The sequence below is a fragment of the Hydrogenophaga sp. genome, from assembly GCF_036675665.1.
GTDB lineage: Bacteria > Pseudomonadota > Gammaproteobacteria > Burkholderiales > Burkholderiaceae_C > Hydrogenophaga.
Genome location: NZ_JAKFEO010000035.1, coordinates 59,138 through 81,558, shown reverse-complemented (window position 1 = coordinate 81,558; position 22,421 = coordinate 59,138). Strand labels below are relative to the sequence as shown.

The following is a 22,421-nucleotide window of genomic DNA, read 5'->3' as shown; positions in this document are numbered from 1 at the left end:
GCACCGATGACGCCGCCCAACTGGAGCCGCCTGATGCCCGCGCTGCTGGACTTTGAACGCGCGCCCGGGCGCTACCGGGTGGCGCTGCGCGAGCCGCGTCCGCTGTTCGAGCACATCGCCAGCGTGATGCTGCTCGCTGCCGGGCGCCCGGTGGCGGGCCTGCCTGCGACGCCAACGATCGGGCCGGAGTTGCACCGCGCGGCGCGTTTTTTTGTGCGCACCGTGATGCTGCGCCCGGGCTCGGACCCCTTCACGCTGCTGGGTCTGAGGCCGGGTTTCGAGCCGGCGCAGTTGCGCCACCACTACCGGCTGATGATTCGCCTGACGCACCCGGACTTCGAGGTCGCGGGTGAGCGCTGGCCCGCCGACGCGGCCACGCGGATCAACCTGGCCCACGACCTGCTCTCGTCGGCGCAGCAGCGGGCGGACGGCACCTTGTCACCCACGGCCCTGGCCGGCGGTTCGATGCGTCCGCGGCCCCTGCTGCCCAGGCCCGCACCGTCACGCGAGAAAGCGGGCGTGCGTGGCTGGTCTGCCCGCGCCCGGCTGGCGCTGGCCAGCACGGGCGCCTTGTTCATGGCAGGCGCGTACCTGCTCATGGGGCCGAGGGGCCATGAGGGTTCCCTGTCGGTGCGCCGGGTGTCGCCGGACGGCAAGCCCGCCTCGACCCCGCCAGGGACCGAGACGCCGGAGCGGGAGGGGCCACCGCCATGATCGATCTGCACTGCCACATCCTGCCGGGCATCGACGACGGGGCGAAAACGATGGACGAGTCGCTGCAGATGGCGCGCATCGCCGTGGCCGACGGCATCCACACCCTGGCCTGCACGCCGCACATCTACCCCGGCATGTACATGAACGATGGCCCGGGCATCGCACATGCGTGCGCTCGCCTGCAGGCGGAACTGGACCACCATGGCATCGCGTTGAAGCTGGTGGTGGGCGCGGACGTGCACCTGGTGCCCGGCCTGATCGACGGGCTCAAGAGCGGGCGGGTGCCGACGCTGCACGGCTCGCGCTACTTCCTGCTGGAGCCCTCGCACACCACGCCGCCGCCGCACCTGGAAGCGTCGGTCTTCAACCTGATCGTTGCGGGCTACACGCCCATCATCACGCACCCGGAGCGGCTGACCTGGGTGGAGAGCCACTACCCGGTGTTCCAGCAGCTGATCGCGCAAGGTGCCTGGATGCAGGTGACGGCGGGGGCGCTGACGGGCGTCTTCGGCAAGCGCGCTCAGTACTGGGGCGAGCGCTTCCTGGGCGAAGGTCACACCCACCTGCTGGCCACCGACGCGCACTCCACCGGCCGGCGCTTGCCGCGACTGACCGAGGGGCTGGCCGTGGCGCGCCGCCTGGTGGGCGACCACGAAGCCAGCCGTCTGGTGACCGAGCGGCCGACCGCGGTGCTGAAAAACTTGTCGCCAGAGGGCTTTGAACTGCCGACAAAGGAAGCGGGCCGCCCTTCGATGATCGGCAGATGGTGGTCAAAGCGGTGACCCAGCGCTTGATCAGGGCTGGCAGCTGAAGCTGGCGGCGCTGTCCAGACTGCCACTGCCGTTGTAGCGCGCCACCTTCGGCCAGGGGCACAGGGGACGCGTGCGGTTCGCCGCCCAACCCACGGGTACTTCGGCGTTCACGCCACCCAGGTTGCCGGCACCGCGCGCCGAGGCCGTGACGCTGTCGGGCGTCACGCCGTGCTCCACCCAGTCGACCAGCGAAGCCAGCATGTCGAACTGGTCGGTGGCCGGGCCGCCCGAGCAGTGACCCATGCCCGGCACGAGGTACAGGCGCGCAAACGCATCGGCGTCCGCGTGGTTGGTGGCGACACCCCGGGCCCAGCTGGCGCTGTCGTCGGCCGAGAAGATCGGGTCGCTCACGCCGTGGTAGACCATGATCTTGGCGCCGCGGTCGCGCACGGCGGAGAGCTGCGTCGGATTGGGTGGCGTCATGAAGCTCATGGCCGACTCGGTGTAGGTCGCGTTGGTGGCGCTGATGGACGTGAACATGTCGTCGATGCTGCCGGTGAGCGCAAAGGCCGGCCCGTCAAAGGGGAGCGTGGCCGGCGGCACGGCGAAGATCACGCCCACGGCGCCCGAGTCCAGGTTCACCGGTGCGATGAACTCCCAGAATGGAATGCCGTTGGCGCCCAGGCCGGCGTCGTATGGAAAGCTGGCGTAGATCGGCGCGCCGGTGCTGGTGGTGGCGCCGCTGAAGATGGGCGCGATCGCGGTCTTCTGGGCGTCGCTCAGGCAGGTGCCGTCGCGCGCGCCGGGGCAGGTGAGCACGTCGGTGGCGAGCGAGAAATTGCTGCGGCAGGCCTCGACGTCCTGGATCAGGCCATCGGCAGCGCCATCGAGCGCATCGCATTTGGCCAGCACCGCCGCGGCTACCGTGGCGCGCTCGGCGTTGGTGAAACCCGTGGAGAGGTCGGCCAGGTTGGTGGCCACGGTGGCGTAGCGCTGGCCGCCGAAGATGTTGGCCACCGCCGCCTTGGGCAGGTTGTAGCCGGGCGCGCCGGCGAGGTAGCCGTCGTACTGCTCGGGCATGCGGGCAAAGGCGTTGAACACGTGGCGCCCACCGTTGCTGCAGCCACCAAAGTAGGAGCGGTCGGGCGCCTTGCCGTACGCACCGGCCAGCAGGCTTTTCGCCATCGGCGTGAGCTTGGCGGCCGCCTGGTAGCCATAGTCGAGCCGGGCCTGGGGATCGATGCCGAAGAACGGACCCAGTGCGCCGGCGTGGCCGGCATCCGAGCTCAGCACCGCGAAGCCCTTGTGCAATGCGTGGGTGAGCGGACCCCCGCCCGTGGCGCCGGTGGCGGTGACCACGTTGCCGTCGATGCCACCATTGCCCTGGTAGTAGAAGCGGCCGTTCCAGGCCAGCGGCAAGCGGATTTCGAAGGAGATCGCATAGGCGTTGCCGTCCACGGTGCTGGTGCGCTCGAACATCCTGCCCGTGACCAGGCAATGCGCCGGCACCGGCTGGCCGCCCACGGTCAGCGTGCCTGCGGCCACGTCGGTGCTCGCAGTGAGGGTCGTGTTCGCAAAACCGGCGAGGCGCGCTGCGAGGTCGGTGCAGTTGCCCACCAAGGCGCCGGGGGTGGCCTGGCTCAGCTGCGGAATCGCAGGCGGCGCGGCCGGCGGCGTGGGGGGCGGCGGGCCGTCCGAGCCGCCACCGCAGGCGACCAGACCCATCGCCGCGAGCAGCGGCAGGCGCGAGATGACAGCGTGCATGGAAATGTCTCCTTGTTGTGGTGTTGCCAGATAGTTAAGTTACTTATCTATCTATCTCCCCACATCCGGACAAACCCGAGGACAGCCATGCGGGACAATCCGCGCATGCCGCAACGACCCGCACCCGACGAGACCCCGGCCGGACATCTGTCCGAAGCCGGCCTGCAAGGCATCCTGGGCTACCAGATCGCCCAGGCCCAACTCAGCACGCTCGAGATCTTTCAGCAACGCATCGGCAAGCCGCACGACCTGCGGCCGGTGGAGTTCACCATCCTGGCGCTGGTGCACCACAACCCGGGCGTGAGCGCGCGCCAGCTCGCGCGCGCGCTGGCCGTCACGCCGCCGAACCTCACCAACTGGCTGGAGCGCCTGGAGCGGCGCGGACTGGTCTCACGCGAGCGCAGCGACACCGACCGCCGGACACAACACGTGAGCACCACCCCCAAGGGGGCCAGGATCGCGCGCGCGGCAGCCGACAGCGTGATCGAAGGCGAACGCGTGACCTACGACCACCTGAGCGTTGCCGAGCGCGCCATGTTGTTGGAGCTGTTGCACAAGGTGGCGTCGCGCCGCCCTCGCTGAGGGTTCACCGCTAACGAGGCACCAGCACCCACATCTGCAGCGGCTGCTTGAGCGCTGCCGCGGTGATGTAGGCCTCGTCGCTCCAGCCGCCCCAGCCCGTGAACAGGTCGGCGCGCACCGCGCCCACGATGGCGCCGCCCGTGTCCTGCGCCATCACCAGCTTCTGCACGTTGAGCGTGGGACCCGTTGACGCGAGCCACACGGGTGTGCCGTAGGGAATGCTCTGCGGATCCACCGCGATGGAGCGGCCGGGCGTGAGCGGAACGCCTTGTGCGCCACGCGGGCCGAAGCGCGCATCGAACTCGGACAACACTTCCTCGCGAAAGAACACGGTGCGCGGGTTGCTCCACAGCATCTCGTTCAGGCGCTGCGGGTTCTGCGCCGCCCAGGCCTTGATGGAGGCCCAGGAGGCTTCGCGGATCGCGCCCTGATCGAGCAGCCAGCGGCCCACACTCTGGTACGGCTGGCCGTTGTGCGCGGCGAAGGCCACGCGCACCTGGCGTGCCCGGCCGTCGGCCTCCACCACGTTGAGGCGACCCGAGCCCTGGATCTGCAGGATCAGCGCGTCGATCGGGTCGGCCAGCCAGGCCACGACGCGGCCCTGCAGCGCGGCCTGCGCGGCGGGCAGGGTGTCGATCTCCTGGCGGCTGTACCAGGTTTGCCCATTGCGCAGCCCGGCGGGGGGTGCATACAGCGGCGTGCGGTGGGTGGCGGTGGGCACGCGGCTGGCCGCCATGATCGGTTCGTAGTAGCCGGTGAGCAATCCGTCGGGCAGGCCGCCGTCGGGTTCGGTCACCCGGTAGGGCACGAAGCGGCGCATCACCCAGGCCTGCTGCTCGGCTGCGGTGGCGATGGAGAGCTGGCGCAGTTCCGCGCACGGACCGGCCTGACCCGGGGCCGGGCGTTCGCAACCGCGGACCCAGGCGTTCCAGGCCTCGTGCAGGCTGTCTTGTCCCCAGCCCGGCAGCTCGCTCCAGCGCACCGGCGTCCAGCGGCTCTTGCCGCGCTGGATCGCGGGGGGCAGGGCGCTTGCGTCGCCCGGCATGTCGGCCACCGGGGGGCTGGGCACCGTGACGGGCGCCGGGCCTCGCACCGGGCCGACCGCGCAGGACACCAGGCTTCCTACAATGGCCACGCTCGCCCCCACCTTCACGACCGCCCGAGAAACCTGACCGAACCGATCCATGACCTTGTTGTTGCTTGAAGCGCTCGGCGCGCTGGTGTTGCTGGTGTTCATCGTGTGGTGGACCATGTTTTCAGGGCGCAAGGGAGGCGAGCTGCCCGAGGACGTGGAGCGCCAGAAGCGCGACCCGCCCGAGGACCGCTGAGGCGCCGCGGGACGCTCAGGGCCGCAGCGCATTGGCCAGCTCCACGGCCGACTTCACGCCCATCTTGTCGAACACGCGCGAGCGGTGAACCTCCACCGTGCGCACGCTGATGTTGAGTTGATCGGCCACCAGCTTGTTGGGCAGGCCGGCGACCACGAGATCCATCACGTCACGCTCGCGGTCGGTGAGACTGCTCAGGCGCTGCTGCAACTCGCGCTGCACGCGCCGGCGGGCCAGCACCTGGGCCGACTGGTCCAGCGCCCGCTCCACCCGATCGACCAGCGCGTTGTCGGAAAACGGCTTCTCGCAAAAATCGAAGGCGCCGCGCTTGACCGCGTCCACCGCCGTGGCCACATCGGCGTGGCCCGACAGGAAGATCACCGGCATGGCCTCTTGCCAGGGCAAGGCCTGCAAACGCTCGAACAGGGCCAGCCCGCTCATGCCGGGCATGCGCACGTCGAGCAGCACACAGCAGGGCGTGGTGGGCTCGCTGGTCAAGGCGTGGGCGTCGCCCAGGAACGCCTCGGCGCTGTCGTACCCGTCGCTCACCAGCCGGCGCGTGCGCAGCAGCCAGGCCAACGCGTCGCGCACGCCCGCGTCGTCATCGACGAGGTAGATCTTGGCGTCGAGGTGCTGGGTCATGCGCGAATGATAGGTGAGCCACCCTGCACGGCAACAGGCAGCGTGAAACGAAAGATCGTCCCCCTCGGCAGGTTCGGCTCATGGGTCAAGGCCCCGCCGTGCTGCTCGATCACGGTGCGGCACAGGCTCAGGCCCAGCCCCATGCCTTCGGCACGGGTGGTGAAGAAAGGCGTGAAGAGCTTTTCCTGCACCTCGGCGCTCAGGCCCAGGCCGTGGTCGCTCACCTCGAAGGTGATCCACTCCTTGTGCTGCTCGCCACCCGGACGCCGGCCCGAGTGCAGCCGTGTCTGGTGCACCGCAATCCTGAGCACGCGCAGACCGGTGTCCAGCGACAGTTCGTCCTGGGCCATGGCCTGCATGCCGTTGCGCGCCAGGTTGAGCAACACCTGCTCGACCATGGTGCGGTCGCACTGCACCGACGGGCAACCAGGTGCGACGCCGATCTGCAGCTGGATGCCCTGCTTCTTGGCCTGCAACACCAGCAGGGGCTGGATGGCATCGATGAGCGTGCGCGGAGACACCGCTTCGCGCACCTGCTCGCGACGCCGCACAAAATCGGTCACGCTCTTGATCACACGCCCGGCGCGCTCGGCCTGTTCGCTGATGCGGCGCATGGCCTGCGAGAGGTCGGCCTGCGGCAGCGCACCGGCCGGCTGATCCAGCAGGTTGATCGCACCACTGGCGTAGCTCGATATCGCCGCCAGCGGCTGGTTGAGTTCGTGGCTGAGCAGCGAGGCCATCTCGCCCACGGTGGCCAGGCGGGCCGTGGCCTGCAGGCGCTCTTGCGACGTGCGGTTGAGGTCCTCCACGCGACGCTGCTCGGTGAGGTCGAGGATGGCGCTCATGAAGCCGGTCTGTTTGCCCTGGGCGTCGATCAGCGGGGCTTCGATGATCAGCACCGGAAAGCGCGTGCCGTCGGAGCGCTGGAACACCGACTCGTAACCTTCGCGCGGCAGCGTCTGTCCGGCCAGACGAACCAGCTGGCGCTGCTGGTATTCGTCCACCAGCTCGGGCGGCCACCAGGGTGCGGGCAGACCGGTGCCGATCAACTGTTCGGCGCTCAACCCCACCATTTCGCAGAACGCGGGATTGACGTAGGTAATGCGCCCGGTCATGTCGCGCGCGCGCAGGCCGGTCACCAGCGAATCTTCCATGGCCTTGCGAAACGCCAGCGCGTCGCCCACCTCCAGTTCGGCGCGCTGGCGCAGGCGGGTGTCGCGCGCGAGCAGGGCCAGCACGGCCAGCAAGGCGAGCGACAGCGCGCTCACCACGGCGGTGAGCACGTTGGGGAACAGACCACCCACCAGGCGCGGCCTTTGCAGCTGCAGGATCAGCGTGTGTCCCGGCAGCTCGAGCACCGCGTTGGCGCTGAGGGTGCGGCGCGTGCCGGGCACCATGCGGTGCAGCGCCAGCCGCGTGCCATCGGCGTCGTTGAACGACAGGCCGCGGCCACGCAACTCGTCACCATTGGTGAACTCGGCCAATATGCCAGGCAACGAATAGGTGGCCACCAGATACCCGTTGGGCACGCCCGATCGCACCACCGGCATGCACATTTCCATGAGCTCCATGCCCAGACCGTCGCGCATGGGCCAGAAGTAGCTGGACGAGTACGCCGGGCCCGACAGGCGCTGCGCGTCGTCGCAAGCCAGCTTCACATCGGCCACGGCGCGCGTGCGATCCAGGTAAGTGAAAACATCGCTCAGGTACGGCGTGTCGCGGTGGCTGATGAGGCGCTGTGCGGTGTCGCGCCACTCCAGCCGCACCAGCTCGCGGTGCTGCGACAGCAGCTCGGCGGCGGGCGCATTCCAGCTGTCGGCCGTGGGCGCCACGCTGTTGAGCGATTGCAGGGTCTGCACGTTGCGCACGAGCGCGTTGCGGATGTCGCCGACCACCGCCACGGCTTCCTGCTCCAGCGCCTGCTGGTCGCGTCCTTCCTCGTACTCGCGGGCCAGGAACACCAGCACCACCAACAGGACCAGCACGAGCAGCACCAGGGCGGCCCACAGGCTCCAGCGGCGCGAGCCGGGGTCGCTGTGTTCGTGCGGCGGGCCCTCGACGCTCAACCGGGTACCTTCGCCCTGCGGGCTGCGGTGCGAGCTTGCTTGGGAACGGCCCGGCGCGACGCTCATGCGCTTCAGAGGCGTCGGTGCTGCAGCGAAGGGAGTTGCTCGCGCACGCTGCGCAGCTGCTCGAAGTCCAGCTCGGCCATCACCACGCCCGGGCCTTCGGCCTGCAGGGCCATGACACCGCCCCACGGGTCGATGATCATGGTGTGGCCCCAGGTGCGTCGGCCGTTTTCGTGCAGGCCACCCTGCGCGCTGGCGATCACGAAGGCCTGGTTCTCGATCGCACGCGCGCGCAGCAGCACTTCCCAGTGCGCCTGGCCCGTGGTGTGGGTGAAAGCCGACGGCACCAGCAGCACATCGGCGGCCAGCATGCGGTAGAGCTCACCGAAGCGCAGGTCGTAGCACACGCTCTGGCCCACGCGCCAATGCTGCCCGCTGGCGTCGCGGCAGTCGAACACGGTGGGTGTCTCGCCAGCGCGCAACACGGACGCCTCGTCGTAGTGTTCGCGCCCGTTGTCGTATCGGAACAGGTGGATCTTGTCGTAGCGGCTGGCGCATTCACCGCGCGGGTTGTAGGCCAGCGACGCGTTGGCGGCGTGCGTGGGATCGTCGGTGGCCATCGGCAGGGTGCCGCCCACGATCCACATCTTCAGGTCGCGCGCGCAGTCCGACAGGAAATCCTGCACCTTGCCCAGACCGGGGGTTTCGGCCAGCACCAGCTTGTCTTCGTCCTTGGCGCCCATGAAGCAGAAATACTCCGGCAGCACGGCGAGCTCGGCGCCGGCGTTGGCGGCCTGGCGCAGCAGCCGCAGGGCATCGCTGAGGTTGGCGTCCAGGCTGATGCCGGAGACCATCTGGATCGCGGCGACCTTCAAGCGGCCTGGCGCCGGGGGTTGGTGAAGCAGTGTCATGGCGTGTCTTTCGGTGGGCCGCAATGCGCGAGCGGTGCGCTCGGGTCGATCAGCTTACTGCAGTGGGCGGGGCGGCGCGGCGGGCGGCTCGCGCTCGACCTTGGCCACCTGCGGATCGGCCCAGCTGCCGGTGATGTGGAACTGTTGCGTGCCGGCGCTCTGCAGCGGCTGGCGCAAGAGGAACTGCGCGAGGAAACTGCCCAGGCCGATGGCGGGGTTGATGGCGGTGGCGATCAAGGATGCGGTGCCTGCGTTGATCTCGGGCACCACCACCACCTTGAGGTCTTGCTGTTCGCGCGCCAGATCGGCCGTGCCTTCCATCAGCACGGCAGCGTTCACGCCTTTCATCTGCAGGTTGTTGGTGAAGAGCACGCCCTGCTCGATGCGCGCGTCACCGCGCACGAAGTCGAACGCGAAGCCGTCGGAGAACACGTCGCGGAAATCCAGCGCCAGGCGACGCGGCAGCGCCTGCAGGCTGAGCACGCCGAGCAGGCGGCCCGCGCCGGGTTCGACCTTGAGGAACTGGCCGCGTTCGAAGTCGGCTTGCAGCTGGCCCGAGAGCGTGGGGTAGTCCAGCGCCAGCGGCGAGCCGATCCAGCCGATGCTGCCCTCGATGTGGCCCTTGCCACCGCGCACCAGGCCCGGGCGGTTGAAGCGGGTGAGCAACGCGCCGGAATCGTCCACATCGAGCCGGAAGCTCAACGCCGTGCGGCGCTGCTCCTGCGGGAGGCTTGCCGCGGACAGCGGCGCCCAGTTGCCGGTGGCGCTCAGGCGGGCTTCGGGCACGCCGAGTTTGAGCTTGGTCAGCCGCCATTCGCCCGCGCGGGTCGGCCCCCCGCGGTTGATGGCCTCCACCTCGACGCGGCCCAGGCGGCGTCCGGCGTACTCCAGGTCCTCGACCGCGATATCGAGCGCGGGCACGCTGGTGGGCTGGCGCAGCAGCTGCTCCACGTCGGTGGCCGCGCTGGGCTCCAGCTTGAGGCGTGCCAGCCGCGCATAGATGCTGCCGGCGGTGTTGGTTCCGGACTGGCGCACTTCGACATAACCGTTGAGCTCGTCAGCAGTCACGTTGGCCCGCCACTGCGTACCTTCGCGCGAGCCGCCCACCACCACGCGGTTGAACGTGCGGCCTTCCAGCGTCAGGCGGTTGGCACGCAGCGCCAGCGTGGTGGGCAGGTAGGCCAGCTCGGCGTCCTGGTCGATCGCGCCCGGCGCGGTGGGCGCTGGCACGTGCACACCCGCATGGCTGGCCAACTGCGACCACGCGTCCAGGTCAAGCTGGTCGAACCGCAGGTTGCCCACCACGCCCGCCGCCGGCATCGGGGCCAGGTCACCGCCCTCCAGCCCCAGCGCCACGCTGCCGCGCAACACGCGGGGCGCCGGGCCGGAGATGTCGCGTTCATACTGCAGCGCCCCCAGCGGCGCCAGTGCCGAGCCCAGCTCCAGCGCGACGCGGTCGGTGCGGGCGACACCGTCCACCACCGTCAGCACCGCGCTGTCCAGTCGCAGCGGCAGGCTGGCCTCGGCCGTCTTGCCCAGTGGCGCGGGCAGGTTCAAGACCATGCCCTGCAGATGGCTGCTCACCTCCAGCTCGGGCATGCCGCCGCGAAACCCGAGCCGCGCCGTGTAGGGCGCGGAGCCCGAGGCGTTCTGGAACAGCCGCGAGACAGCACCCAGATCGCCGTCGCGCAAGCCCTCCGCACTGGCCACGCCCTGGCCATGAAACTGCAGACGCGCCGTGCCTTGCGGGTTGGTGCGCAAGCCGCCTTCGAATTTGAGATCACCGCCGAACAGGCGCGTGTTGCCCCCCAGCACGACGAACCCCTGCTCGGTGAACGCCAGGGTGCCGCGCGTGCGCGCCAGCAGCGGCGCGGCCGGGCTCATCTTCAAGTCGTTGCCTTCAAACTGAACTGTGCCCGCCACTGTGGAGGCCTCCAGTTTGAACAAGGGCAGCTTGAGGGCCAGCCCCACCTCGGCGGTGCCACCCACCTTGGCCTGGGCCAGGACGGTGTCGGTCATCGCATTGAGCGGCGAGGTTTGCACGAAGCCCAGCATGTCGCTGGCCAGCCCTTGTGCCTTGGCCTTGACGGTGAGCGTGGTGTCGCCGGCCAGATCATCCAGCTCGACCACGCCTTCGCTCAGACGCACACCACTGGCGCCCGCCAGCCCGGAGGTGCCTCCCGTCACTCTCAAGGTCAGGTGGTCGAGCACCAGTTGGCCCGAGAAGCCCCGCAGGCCCGCCCAGGGTGCGGAGCCGCTCGGCTGGAAACTGGCGGGCAGGTAGTCGAAATCCACGTCGCTCAAGTCGGCCGAGATGCGGAATTCGCTCGGCGAGGCCGCGTTCCGGAAGGGCATGCCGTCCATGTCGCCCTGCATGCGAAACGCCACCTGCCGGGCATGGCCGGCGCGCGCGGCTTCGCGCACATAGCGCCGGGCCTCGGCATCGATCGTCAGGGGCAGGTAGCGGTGCACCCGGGTGCCCTCGGCCCGGGTGAGGTTGGCCGTGAGGTCGAGCACGCCGGGAAAGCGCGACTTCGACGGGCTGGTGGCGGGGTCGCTGGTGTGCCACTTCACCTGGCCCGTGCCTTCGGCGTCGGCGTTGGCCATCGTCAGGTTGTCCAGCTGGGCCTCGATGCGGTCACCCTGCACCCGCCACGACGCGTCGGCCTCCAGGCTCTGCAGCGGGATGCGTGGCTCCTCGAACACGTCGGGCAGTTCGATCGAGCCGTCGGCCACGGTGACGCGCGCGCGCCCACCGTCCTGGGTGAGTGTGAAGTCGACCGTGGCCCCGCTGATGCCGGGTCGCCCGGGCAGCGGATAGTTGCCACGCGCCGACATCTGCCCGCTGGGTTCACCCGTGAGCGTCAAGCCCTGCACGCGCCCGCGCGCCTCGTAGGTGCCCTGCGTCCAGTCGATGGCGGCGGCGGGGCTCTCGTTGAGCGCGGTTGCAAGACCTTGCCAGCGCGCCGTGAATCCGTCCATCTGCCCCGCAGGCTTCAGCCGCTGCAGCAGATCGCGCGTGGCCTCGGGCAGCGGCAGGCGCTCGGCAATCGCCGCCAGCACCGCCAGATCGAGTTGCTCGGCGTTGAGCGCCACGCTGTTGGCCCGCTTGGGCTGGGCCGCGGTGTACTGCAGCTCCAGGCGCCCGCCCGGCCAGGTTTCGCCCTCGCGGGTTCGAAACCGCAGGTTCTCGGAGGTCACGCCAAAGCCGTCGGCGCTCCACTGCGCAGCCAGCCGGCCTTGCACGTTCTCCAGCGCCAGCGGGGGCAGCCGGGGACCGAGCTGGGCCTCCACGTTCTGCAGCGCCAGATCGGCCGTGACACCGGCCACCTGCCCCTGGTTCACCTGGGCCCAGGCGCGCAGTGCGCCCTGACCGGCGCGCACGTCCACACCCCAGTCGGACAGGTCCACATAGCTCCGCAAGCGCGCCACGTCCACGTGGGTGAAATCGGCAAACAGCTCGCCACTCCAGTCGTGCCACACAGGCTGCTCGGGCGCGCGATGGCCCAGGCTGATCAGGCGCTCGCGCATCTGGCCTCGCAGGCTGATGCGCTCACCCCATTCCGGCGGCGGCGTGGCGTCAACGCGCCAGAGGTGGGTGCGCGCGGTGTTGCGGGCCACGAAGTCGAGATCGCTCAAAGCCAGCGCGGGTTGTTGGCGCAGATCGTCGGTCCAGCGCACCGTGCCGTGCCGGATCACGAACTCGCTCTGCGAGAAAAACCAGTCGAGCGCGGCGTTGTCGCCTGGTTTTGGTCCGGACATGTCCAGCCCCGCCACCTCGATGCGACCTTGCGCGGTGCGGCGCACATCAAGCACCGGTGTCTCGATCACGACCTGCTCGAAGCCCCCTCGCCAGAGCGAGCGCACCGATACCGCCGTGCGCACCAGAGGCAACTGCAGCGCCACGCGGCCTTGCGCATCGATCAGCTGCACGTCTCGCAGCTCGAAGGAGGGCACCAGGGCCGGCAGAAAACCCAAGGCACTGCTACCCGATTCCGCCCGGATCTCACCGATGCGAACCGGAACTCCGACCGCCTGGGTCGCCCACCGCTCCAGGTCGGGGCGCCATTCGCCGATTCGGGGCACAATCGCGCCATTCAAACCGGCCCAGGTGAGTGCGAAAAGCCCCCATACACCCAACAGCAGCCACAGCAACAGACGGCTGGCCACAGCGAGTGTCTTGAGGGTTCTTGAGGCTCTTGCGTGTGACGCAGAGAAGGCACTGGGCGCCGGGCTTTGATGGTTCATGTCCAACGCAAATTATGACGGCCAGTCATCTCACGGGTTCCACCACGGGCGTTTCCGCTTTGTCATCAAATGTGAATGCATTGCCTGGCTTGACGCTGGCCGATCGCCGGGCGGACCACTCGCGTTTCGTGCAGCGCGTGCGCCGACGCTACCCCGACGAGCTCGTCTGCCTGCCCGACGGTGTCCCGGAACGCACGTCCATGCAGGCTGGCCTGGCCACCCTGGTCCAGCGCGGCCTGCCTCTGCCGGCGGCACTGCGGGTGCTGCGTCAGCTGGTGCTCGAGCGGCTGGTGGTGCTGGACTGCGAGCAGGGCGCTCCGCTGCAGGCGGTCACGCGGGCCGTGACCGAGCTGGCCGAGATCGCCCTTGATGTGGCCTGCGAGCTGGCCTTCCGCGAACTCGACGACCTGTTTGGCGCACCCCAGCACACGGACGCCCAGGGCCAGACCGTGCGCGCCCAGCTGTGGGTGGTGGGCATGGGCAAGCTCGGCGCGCGCGAGCTCAATGTGTCGAGCGACATCGACCTGATCTACGTGTACGACCACGACGGCGAGACCGCCGGCAATGCCCAGGGCCGCAACCGCATCAGCAACCACGAGTACTTCGGCAAGGCGGTCAAGCACATCTACAACACCGTGGGTGAGACGACCGAACACGGCAACGTGTTCCGCGTCGACCTCGCGCTGCGGCCCAACGGCAACTCCGGCCCGAGCGCGGTGTCGCTCGGCGCGCTCGAAGAGTATTTCCTGGTGCAGGGCCGCGAGTGGGAACGCTTCGCCTGGCTCAAGAGCCGCGTGATCGCGCCCGCCGCCTGCGTGGCGTCCGGCGGCGCCAACGCCCTGCGCGGCTCGGTGCTGCCCTTCGTGTTCCGCCGTTACCTCGACTACGGCGTGTTCGAGGCGCTGCGCACGCTGCACCGCCAGATCCGCGACCACGCGTCCAAGCGCGCCGCGGGCAACCCGGGGCGCGCCAACGACGTGAAGCTCTCGCGCGGCGGCATCCGCGAGGTGGAGTTCACCGTGCAGCTGCTGCAGGTGGTGCGCGGCGGCCAGTTCCCCGAGCTGCGCACCCGGCCCACGCTGGACGCGCTGCCGCGCCTGTGCCGCGCCGGCCTCATGCCGCAGGCCTCGGCCGATGCGCTGGCCGAGGCTTACCGCTTTCTGCGCCGGGTCGAGCACCGCATCCAGTACCTGGATGACCAGCAGACCCACGTGATGCCCACCCGCGACGACGACCTGGCCTGGATGGCGGCCACCATGGGTTGCGCGAACGTGTGCGAGTTCCTGCACACGCTGGACGCGCACCGCGAACTGGTCGCACAGGAGTTCGACACGCTGCTCGGCGGCCCCACCAAAGGAAACTGCAACGGCAAGGGTTGCAACGGCAAGAACGGCGTCACGCCCCGCAACTCGGTGGACGATCTGCACAGCGTGCTCGCGCAGTTGCCCGTGGCGTTTGCCAACAAGGTGGCGCAGTGGTGCGAACACCCGCGCGTGCTGGCGCTCAAGGAAGACAGCCGCATGCGGCTGGTGCGGCTGGTGCAGCGCACCGGTGCCTGGCTTGAAGAAGGCCGGGTGAGCGAAGAGGCCGCGCTGCGCATGGCCGACTGGGTCGAGCCGCTGCTGCGTCGAGACAGCTACCTCGCGCTGCTGCAGGAACGGCCCTCGGTGCACGAACGCCTGCTGCGCCTGCTGGGCGCGGCCAAATGGCCCGCGCGCTACCTGCTGCAACACCCGGGCGTGATCGACGAACTGGCCAGCCAGCAACTGCTCACCGACCGCTTCGATGCGGCCCAGTTCGAGGCCGAGCTCGAATCGCGCCGCGCCGCGCTGCACTCCACCGGCGAAGACGACGACGAAGCACTGCTCAACCTGCTTCGCCGGGGGCACCACGCCGAGGTGTTCCGCACGCTCGCGCGCGATCTGGAAAAAGTGCTCACGGTCGAGCAGGTGGCCGACGACCTGTCGGCCATGGCCGACTCGGTGCTGCGCCTGACCGCGCGCTGGTGCTGGGCGCGCCTGAAGAACCGCCACCGCGACGAGCCGGCGTTTGCCATCATTGGCTACGGCAAGCTCGGCGGCAAGGAGCTGGGCTACGGCAGCGACCTGGACATCGTGTTTGTCTACGAGGACGAGCACGAGAACGCCGGCGAGATCTACGCCGCCTTCGTGCGCAAGATGATCAACTGGCTCACGGTGAAGACCGGTGAGGGCGATCTGTTCGAGATCGACACCGCGCTGCGACCCAATGGCAATTCGGGTCTGCTGGTCACCAGCTTCCAGGCCTACACCAACTACCAGCAGCAACGCGGCAGCAACACCGCCTGGACCTGGGAACACCAGGCCATGACACGCGCGCGTTTTGTGCTCGGCGGCGTGGCGCTGGCCGGGCGCTTCGATGCGGTGCGCGAAGATGTGATCACCGCGCTGCGCGACGGTGATTCGCTGGCGCGCGAGATCGTGGCCATGCGCGAGAAGGTGCGTCAGGCGCACCCGGTGCGCGGCACCCGGTTCGATGTGAAGCACAGCCCCGGTGGCATGGTCGACGTGGAGTTTGCCGTGCAGTACCTGGTGCTGCTGCATTCGCGCACCCACCCCGAGTTGCGCCTCAACACGGGCAACATCAACCTGCTGCGACGCGCCGAGGCCAACGGTCTGCTCACGCCCGGCATGGGCGAAGCGGCGGCCCAGGCCTACCGCGAACTGCGCCAGATCCAGCACCGCGCGCGGCTGGACGAAGCCCCCACGCAGGTGGATGCGGCGCTGGTGGCGGAGTCCGCCGCCGCCGTGCGCGCGCTGTGGGACCACGTGCTGGGCCCGACCAGGAAGGCCTGACGCCCACCGGCTTCCCAGCAAAAAGCCCGTCTTGAAGACGGGCTTTTTGCTGGAGCGCGGTGCCCTCAGACGGGTGCAACGACAGCAGCAGGCGCCAGCGATTTGCGGAAGCGGTTGAGCTCCTGCACCGTCTTGAAGCTCTGCTCCATCAGCAGGCTCATGTTGTGCAGGATGCGATCGACCACGCGGTTCTCCCACACGGCATCAAAGTCGATCTGCTTGTCCAGCCAATGCTCCAGCCACTCCGGGTTGGGCAGGCGGCTCTGGATCGTGTCGTTGGGGAACAGGTCCTTGTTCACATGCAGGTTGGTCGGGTGCAAGGCTTGCGCGGTGCGGCGCGCACTGGCCATCAGCACGCCCACCTTGGCGAAGGCCACACGCGCCTCGTCGCCGAACTTGCCGATGGCGCGTTTCATGTAGCGCAGGTAGGCGCCGCCGTGGCGGGCCTCGTCCTGGCTGAGCGTGGCGTAGATCTTCTTGATGACCGGCTCCGAGTGCCATTCGCTGGCGCGGCGGTACCAGTGGTTCAGCCGGATCTCGCCGCAGAAATGCAGCATGAGCGTTTCCAGCGGAGGGGCCGGGTCGAACTCGAAACGGATGTCGTGCAGTTCCTTTTCGGTCGGCACGAGTTCGGGCCGGAAGCGGCGCAGGTACTCCATGAGCACCAGCGAATGTTTCTGTTCTTCGAAGAACCAGATCGACATGAAGGCCGAGAAGTCGGAGTCGTCACGGTTGTCGCGCAGGAACATCTCGGTGGCCGGCAGCGCCGCCCATTCCGTGATCGCGTTCATCTTGATCGTCTGTGCCTGTTCGTCGGTCAGCGCGCTGGCGTCGAACTGGTCCCAGGGGATGTCCTTGTCCATATCCCAGCGCACGGATTCGAGTTGTTTGAAGAGTTCGGGATAGAGCATGGTGGCCTTTCGGTACGGCCGCATTCTATGCGGCAGGGGTACGACTCCGCTTAAAAAGCGCTGAGCCGGGCAAGGGTTGGCTGCCAGTTCGGTCTCGTGGCGGTCGAGAAAGTTCCAGTGCTCATGCCGCCGCCACGTGGGCGTGCGCCCGCCAGCGGATCACGCCGTGCTGGATGTCCTGCAACCGCTCCATGGGGACGTACACCGGGCTGGCGCCAGCGGGCCGGCCACGCGGTGGCTTGTAGAGCGCCGGGCACTGCCCCCCTGCCCAGATTTCCACCCGTGGCGGCAAATACTCACGCAGCTGGGCGAGTGCGGCGCGCACCTCGCGCGGGTTCTGCGAGGCGGTGAAACCCAGCGCCACGATGTCGGCGCCGCTCTTGTTCACGGCGGTCACGATGTCGGGCAGCGGCGTCTGCACGCCCAGCGGGATCGTGTGGCAACCCTCCAGCACCATGAAGCATTCGGCCATGAGCAGGCCCAGACCGTGCACCTCGCCCGGCAGCGTGGTGAGCAGGATGCGTGGCGGCAGCGGTGCGCGGGCCTGCGCCAGCTGGCCCAGTGCCTGGCGCATCACCGACTGCACGATCTCGGTGTAGAGGTGCTCCTCGTACACGGCCAGCCCACCGTCGAGCCAGGCCTGGCCGACCTGCACATTCATGGGCGCGACGCATTCGGTGATCAGGCGCGCCAACCCGCGCTCCATCTGCACCTGGGCCAGGGCCTGACGCAGGCCGTGCGCGTCCTGGACGCGCAGCATCTGCATCCAGCGCTCGATGGCTTCGTCGCAGGCGACGGATGCCGCAGTGGCATCCGGTCGGCCGCTTGAGAGTTGAATCCGCTCGGCGCGCCACTGCGTATCCAGTGCAACGAGTTCTTCCAGCGACAGCACCACCACCCGCCCGGGCCGGTGCCCGGCATCGATGAGCCGGCGGATGTGGCGAAGGCGGATGAGCTGGTCGTTGTCGTATTGGCGCTCCCCCAGGGCATCGCGCGTGGGCATGGGAAAGCCATAGCGCCGCTCCCACACCCGCAGCGTGTCCTTGGACAGGCCGGTGTCGCGTTCGACATCCGCGATCGCGTGCCAGCCAGTGCTTTTGGTAGTTGTCATGGACAAATCATCCGATGTATTCGTCCGATTGGGAGTTTTGCGCCATGAATTTTGCGCTTGTCCACGGCAATGTCCGATTCTTCCAGCGCTGGGAGCATGTTCCGCCTGATCACCCGGGCTGTTCGACAAAAACCTTTCATGGGACATGGCCATTGAACAAATCGTCTAGACCAAATAGTGACCATGCAGTCACAATAAAACCGTTCAGTCTATTTTGATCCATTCCACCACCATGTGTGCCCCAGCTTCCCACCCGAAAAGCGCATCCGGAAGAGCCTGCCGGAACTTTCTGGCGCCCGCTTTTCTCTCAGCTTCACGGGCGGTCCACGGACTGACAACCGAATTCCGTTTTGCACTGCGAAGCCTGCCGGGTCCCCACGATCCGGCTGAAATCCCGAGGCGCTTCTCCTCCTCCTCCCTCCCTCCCTGGTTCGTTTCGGGGCGCTTCGCAGGCTTTTGTATCCCCACCTGCGCCACTGGCGCGCGCTGAGGTCCGACCATGTACACGGACCTCCGCGGCGCTTTCCCGGGCTCGGCTGCGCACACCGCCCGAGTGCCCCGCGTGGCCATCGTCGGCTCCGGCATCTCCGGGCTGGCAGCGGCCCACACCTTGCAAGGGCTGGTCGACATCACCCTCTTTGAAGCGGGCGACCATTTCGGCGGACACACCCACACGGTCGACATGACCCTGCCCAACGCGCATGGCGTGACCACCACGTTCGGCGTGGACACCGGCTTTCTGGTGCTCAACGAACGCACCTACCCCAACCTCCTTGCGCTGTTCGCCCAGTTGGGCGTGCCCATTGCCAAATCGGACATGTCGTTCTCGGTGCAGGCCCCCGGCGCGGCACCTGGCGGTGGCCCACTGGAGTGGAGTGGCTGCAACCTCTCCACGGTGTTTGCCCAGCGCCGCAACCTCTTGAACCCGCGCTTCCTGCGCATGCTGGCCGAGATCGTGCGCTTCAACCGCATCACGACCCGGCTGGCCGAACAGGGCGACGACTTGCGCGACAACAGCCCGCTGCTGCAATCGCTGGGCGACTTCCTGAAGACCCAGGGCTTCTCCGACGAATTCCGCGACTGGTATTTCCTGCCCATGATGGGCTGCATCTGGAGCTGCCCGACCGACCAGATGCTGGCCTTCCCGGTGGCCACCATGGTGCGCTTCTGCCACAACCACGGGCTGATCCAGGTGACCAACCGACCCCAGTGGTACACGGTGGCCGGCGGCGCTCGCCAGTACGTGCAGAAGATCACCGACCATATCGCCGACAGACGCTTGGGCACGCCGGTGCAGCAGGTGCTGCGCGACAGCCAGGGCGTGCGCGTGGTCACGCAAGGGCAGGTCGAGCGCTTCGATGCCATCGTGCTGGCCTGCCACAGCGACCAGGCCTTGCGTCTGCTCGGGGGTGAGGCGTCGGCCAACGAACGTGAAGTGCTGGGCGCCATCCGCTACCAGCCCAACCGCGCCGTGCTGCACACCGACAGCTCGGTGCTGCCGAAAAGCGAGCGCGCCTGGGCCGCCTGGAACTACGAGCGCTCGGCGAGCACCAGCGTGGAATCGGCCCAGGTCTGCCTGCACTACCTGCTCAACCGCCTGCAGCCACTGCCGGTGACGCAACCGGTGGTGGTCTCGCTCAACCCGCAGCGCGAGATCGCCGCACAGCACGTGGTGGGCGAGTACGCCTACGACCACCCGGTGTTCGACCTGGCCGCCATCCGCGCGCAGGTTCGTATCCCGACCCTGCAGGGCCAGCTCAACACCTACTTCGCCGGTGCGTGGACCGGTTACGGCTTCCATGAAGACGGCCTGAAGTCGGGCCTGCACGCTGCGCGGGCGCTGATCGATGCCCATCGGCTTGCTCCCCGGACGAACCCTGCCGATGCCCAGCGTGCGGCTTTGCCCGGGGTGTTTGCGTGAACACCGCGCCGGTGGCGCAGATCGGCTTTGGCCAGGTGCGCCACACACGCCACCGCCCGCAGCGCAACGCCTTTGCCTACGCCACCTATTTCCTGATGCTGCCCATGCGCAGCCTGCGCAGCCAGGGCCCCGGCGCGCTGGCGCGCAACCGCGCCGCGGCGCTCAGCTTTCATGACGCCGACCACGGCGATGGCCGCGCCGACAGCCTGCAGTGGCTGGACGAGTTGCTGGGACAACACGGCATCGAAGACGCACACGGCGAGGTGTGGCTGCACACCTACCCGCGCGTGCTCGGCTACACCTTCAAGCCGGTGAGCTTCTGGTACTGCCATCGGGCAGACGGCACGCTGCGCGCCGTGCTGGCGGAGGTGAACAACACCTTCGGCGAACGCCACTGTTACCTGCTCGATGCGCCGCACTACGGCCAGCCCTGCGAAGCCACCAAGGTGTTCCACGTCTCGCCGTTCTGCCCGGTGCGCGGGCGCTACCGGTTCGTTTTCATGCGCAGCAACCACCCAAGCCCGCGCACCGTGGCGCGCATCGACTACTTCGACGACGAGACCCTTGAGCAGCCCCTGCTCAACACCAGCGTGAGCGGTGAATTGCGGCCGCTGGATGCACGCAGCCTGCGCCGCGCGCTGTGGTCCTACCCCGCCATGACCTTCGGCGTCATGGCCCGCATCCATTGGCAGGCCGTGCGCCTGTGGATCCAACGCGCGCCTTTTTTCCGCCAACCGTCCGCGCCGGGCGAATTCGTCAGCGCCGCTCCCATGCCCGCGACTTCCGTGAACGCCGACCACCGCCATCCATGAACAGCTCCACCGCTTCCACCAGCCCCGCCGGTTTTCCCCTGCCGCGCAACGCACCGGCCGCCGCGCGCAACACGCTGCAGCTGCTGCAACGCCTGACACACGGCAGCCTCACGCTGCAACTGCCCGACGGCTCGGTGCAGCGCTTCGGCCAGGTCGACGGGCCACATGCGAGCATGAAGCTCAACAACTGGAGCGTGTGCTCGGCCGCGCTGAAGTCGGGCGACATCGGTTTTGCCGAAACCTACATTGCCGGCGACTGGACCACCTCCAACCTGCCCGCGCTGCTCTCGTTGCTGGTGGCGAACCGACGCGAGGTGGAGGACGTCATCTATGGCTCATGGCTGGGTCGCTTCGCCTACCGGATCAAGCACCTGCTCAACCGCAACAGCAAGACCAACAGCCGCAGGAACATCCACGCCCACTACGACCTGGGCAACGCGTTCTACGGTCTGTGGCTGGACGACACGATGAACTACTCGTCGGCCTGGTTCGAGAGCCCCGAGCAGACCCTGGAGTCCGCACAGCATGCCAAGGTGCGCCGCGCACTGCGCATGACCGATGTGAAGCCCGGAGACCGCGTGCTGGAGATCGGCTGCGGCTGGGGTGCGCTGGCCGAGAAGGCCACCACCGAGTTCGACGCCCACATCACCGGCGTGACCTTGTCCACCGAGCAGCTCGAATTTGCCCAGGAGCGCATGCGGCGCATCGGTCGCGAAGACCGGGCCGACTTGCGGCTGCAGGACTACCGCGACATCAACGACGCACCTTTCGACGCGATCTGCTCGATCGAGATGGTGGAGGCCGTGGGCCGCGAGTACTGGCCCACTTACTTCCAGACCGTCTCGCGCCTGCTCAAACCGGGCGGCAAGGCCTGCGTGCAAAGCATCGTGATCGACGACGCGCATTTCGAGCGCTACATCAAGGGCACCGACTTCATCCAGCAATACGTGTTCCCCGGCGGCTGCCTGCCGTGCCCGAGCGAGTTCCGTGCGCAGGCCGCCAAGGCCGGCCTGGAGGTGGTGGACGAACTCGCGTTCGGGCGGGACTACGCGCGCACCCTGGCCATCTGGCGCGAACGTTTTCTGCACGAGCAGGAACGCGTGCTGCAGCTCGGCTTCGACCAGCGCTTCTTGCGCATCTGGGAGTTCTACCTGGCGTACTGCGAAGCCGCGTTCGAGCAGGGCAGCACCGACGTGGTCCAGTACACCTTGCACAAGCCCACCTGAGGCCGCCGCCGTGAAACGCCGTGTCCTGCGCACCCTCCCCGCGGCCCTCACGCTGGCACTCTGCAGCCTCTCCGGGCTGCCAGCGGGCGCACAAGCAAACGCGCCCGAACCCACGCTGAGCGCGGCCTTGCAGGACAAAGCGGCGGTGGGCACGGCACGCCTGCGCTACTGGGGTTTCGACGTGTACGACGCGAGCCTGTGGGCGCTGCCGGGTTTCGACGCCCGCCAGTTCGAGAACCAGCGCTTCGGCCTGGAGCTGGCCTACCTGCGCGACTTCAAGGGCGCCGACATCGCCGAGCGCTCGATCGACGAGATGCAAGGCCTGGCCACCATAACGCCGGCCCAGGCCACGCGCTGGGCGCAGGCCATGAGCAGCCTCTTTCCCGATGTGAAGCGCGGCGACCGCATCACCGGGGTGCACGTGCCCGGCAGCGGCGCGCGCTTTTACTTGAACGGCAAGCTGCTCGGCGAGGTGGCGGACGACGCCTTCTCGCGCCTCTTCTTCGGCATCTGGCTTTCGCCCAAGACCTCGCAGCCGCGCATGCGCGAGGCGCTGATCCAGGGCCTGGGCGGAACGCCCCGATGAACCGTGCTCC

General features: G+C 68.4%; 17 protein-coding genes. 9 read left to right on the top strand and 8 right to left on the bottom strand.

The features are described 5' to 3' along the window. The first annotated feature begins 6 nt into the window (after positions 1-6). Both V6M63_RS13130 and V6M63_RS13125 read left to right on the top strand, forming a co-directional pair. Complete coding sequence (locus V6M63_RS13130; protein WP_332742443.1) at positions 7-714, top strand: J domain-containing protein; 708 nt, start codon at positions 7-9, stop codon at positions 712-714. Further along, a complete protein-coding gene (locus V6M63_RS13125) occupies positions 711-1,496 on the top strand; it encodes a tyrosine-protein phosphatase (protein WP_332742441.1) in 786 nt (261 codons plus the stop codon). The genes V6M63_RS13130 and V6M63_RS13125 overlap by 4 nt, the downstream gene beginning before the upstream one ends. Before the next feature lie 12 nt (positions 1,497-1,508). Here the strand turns inward: V6M63_RS13125 and V6M63_RS13120 are convergent, their stop codons facing one another. After that, positions 1,509-3,230 (bottom strand): tannase/feruloyl esterase family alpha/beta hydrolase, encoded by a 1,722-nt coding sequence (locus V6M63_RS13120; protein WP_332742439.1) that lies wholly within the window; start codon positions 3,228-3,230, stop codon positions 1,509-1,511. Positions 3,231-3,335: 105 nt separating this feature from the next. On the opposite strand from V6M63_RS13120, the gene V6M63_RS13115 reads away from it, so the two are divergent. Further along, on the top strand, positions 3,336-3,812 hold the full coding sequence (locus V6M63_RS13115; protein WP_332742437.1) for a MarR family winged helix-turn-helix transcriptional regulator: 477 nt from the start codon (positions 3,336-3,338) through the stop codon (positions 3,810-3,812). Positions 3,813-3,822: 10 nt separating this feature from the next. On the opposite strand, the gene mltA is transcribed toward V6M63_RS13115, so the two are convergent. Further along, positions 3,823-5,064 (bottom strand): murein transglycosylase A, encoded by a 1,242-nt coding sequence (mltA, locus tag V6M63_RS13110; protein WP_332742436.1) that lies wholly within the window; start codon positions 5,062-5,064, stop codon positions 3,823-3,825. On the opposite strand from mltA, the gene V6M63_RS13105 reads away from it, so the two are divergent. Next, positions 4,997-5,140 (top strand): hypothetical protein, encoded by a 144-nt coding sequence (locus V6M63_RS13105; RefSeq protein WP_164474137.1) that lies wholly within the window; start codon positions 4,997-4,999, stop codon positions 5,138-5,140. The two genes, mltA and V6M63_RS13105, sit on opposite strands and share 68 nt — an antisense overlap. 15 nt (positions 5,141-5,155) lie before the next feature. Here the strand turns inward: V6M63_RS13105 and V6M63_RS13100 are convergent, their stop codons facing one another. The 4 genes from V6M63_RS13100 to V6M63_RS13085 form a co-directional block, all read right to left on the bottom strand. Then, on the bottom strand, positions 5,156-5,782 hold the full coding sequence (locus V6M63_RS13100; protein WP_332742433.1) for a response regulator transcription factor: 627 nt from the start codon (positions 5,780-5,782) through the stop codon (positions 5,156-5,158). After that, positions 5,779-7,914, bottom strand: a complete 2,136-nt coding sequence (locus tag V6M63_RS13095; protein ID WP_332742432.1) for a two-component system sensor histidine kinase NtrB — start codon at positions 7,912-7,914, stop codon at positions 5,779-5,781. The genes V6M63_RS13100 and V6M63_RS13095 overlap by 4 nt, the downstream gene beginning before the upstream one ends. Before the next feature lie 5 nt (positions 7,915-7,919). Beyond that, positions 7,920-8,726: a carbon-nitrogen hydrolase family protein gene (locus V6M63_RS13090; RefSeq protein ID WP_332742642.1), complete on the bottom strand. Its 807-nt coding sequence runs from the start codon at positions 8,724-8,726 to the stop codon at positions 7,920-7,922. Positions 8,727-8,816: 90 nt separating this feature from the next. Beyond that, on the bottom strand, positions 8,817-13,010 hold the full coding sequence (locus V6M63_RS13085) for a YhdP family protein (RefSeq protein WP_332742430.1): 4,194 nt from the start codon (positions 13,008-13,010) through the stop codon (positions 8,817-8,819). 14 nt (positions 13,011-13,024) lie between these two features. Between V6M63_RS13085 and glnE the strand changes: the two genes are divergently transcribed. After that, a complete protein-coding gene (gene glnE / locus V6M63_RS13080) occupies positions 13,025-15,844 on the top strand; it encodes a bifunctional [glutamate--ammonia ligase]-adenylyl-L-tyrosine phosphorylase/[glutamate--ammonia-ligase] adenylyltransferase (RefSeq protein WP_332742428.1) in 2,820 nt (939 codons plus the stop codon). Positions 15,845-15,909: 65 nt separating this feature from the next. Here the strand turns inward: glnE and V6M63_RS13075 are convergent, their stop codons facing one another. Then, positions 15,910-16,755, bottom strand: coding sequence for a ferritin-like domain-containing protein (locus V6M63_RS13075; protein WP_332742426.1), 846 nt, complete (start codon positions 16,753-16,755; stop codon positions 15,910-15,912). A 121-nt stretch (positions 16,756-16,876) separates the two neighbouring features. Next, on the bottom strand, positions 16,877-17,866 hold the full coding sequence (locus tag V6M63_RS13070) for a MerR family transcriptional regulator (protein ID WP_332742424.1): 990 nt from the start codon (positions 17,864-17,866) through the stop codon (positions 16,877-16,879). A gap of 499 nt (positions 17,867-18,365) precedes the next feature. Here V6M63_RS13070 and V6M63_RS13065 point away from each other — a divergent pair, with 499 nt between their 5' ends. The 4 genes from V6M63_RS13065 to V6M63_RS13050 are packed head-to-tail and all read left to right on the top strand — an operon-like array spanning position 18,366 to position 22,411. Further along, entirely contained in the window at positions 18,366-19,787 is a 1,422-nt protein-coding gene (locus V6M63_RS13065) for an NAD(P)/FAD-dependent oxidoreductase (RefSeq protein WP_332742422.1), read from the top strand. Then, positions 19,784-20,599, top strand: coding sequence for a DUF1365 domain-containing protein (locus tag V6M63_RS13060; RefSeq protein WP_332742421.1), 816 nt, complete (start codon positions 19,784-19,786; stop codon positions 20,597-20,599). The genes V6M63_RS13065 and V6M63_RS13060 overlap by 4 nt, the downstream gene beginning before the upstream one ends. Then, entirely contained in the window at positions 20,596-21,825 is a 1,230-nt protein-coding gene (locus V6M63_RS13055; RefSeq protein WP_332742420.1) for a cyclopropane-fatty-acyl-phospholipid synthase family protein, read from the top strand. The genes V6M63_RS13060 and V6M63_RS13055 overlap by 4 nt, the downstream gene beginning before the upstream one ends. 10 nt (positions 21,826-21,835) lie before the next feature. After that, entirely contained in the window at positions 21,836-22,411 is a 576-nt protein-coding gene (locus V6M63_RS13050; RefSeq protein WP_332742419.1) for a chalcone isomerase family protein, read from the top strand. Positions 22,412-22,421 lie beyond the last annotated feature (10 nt).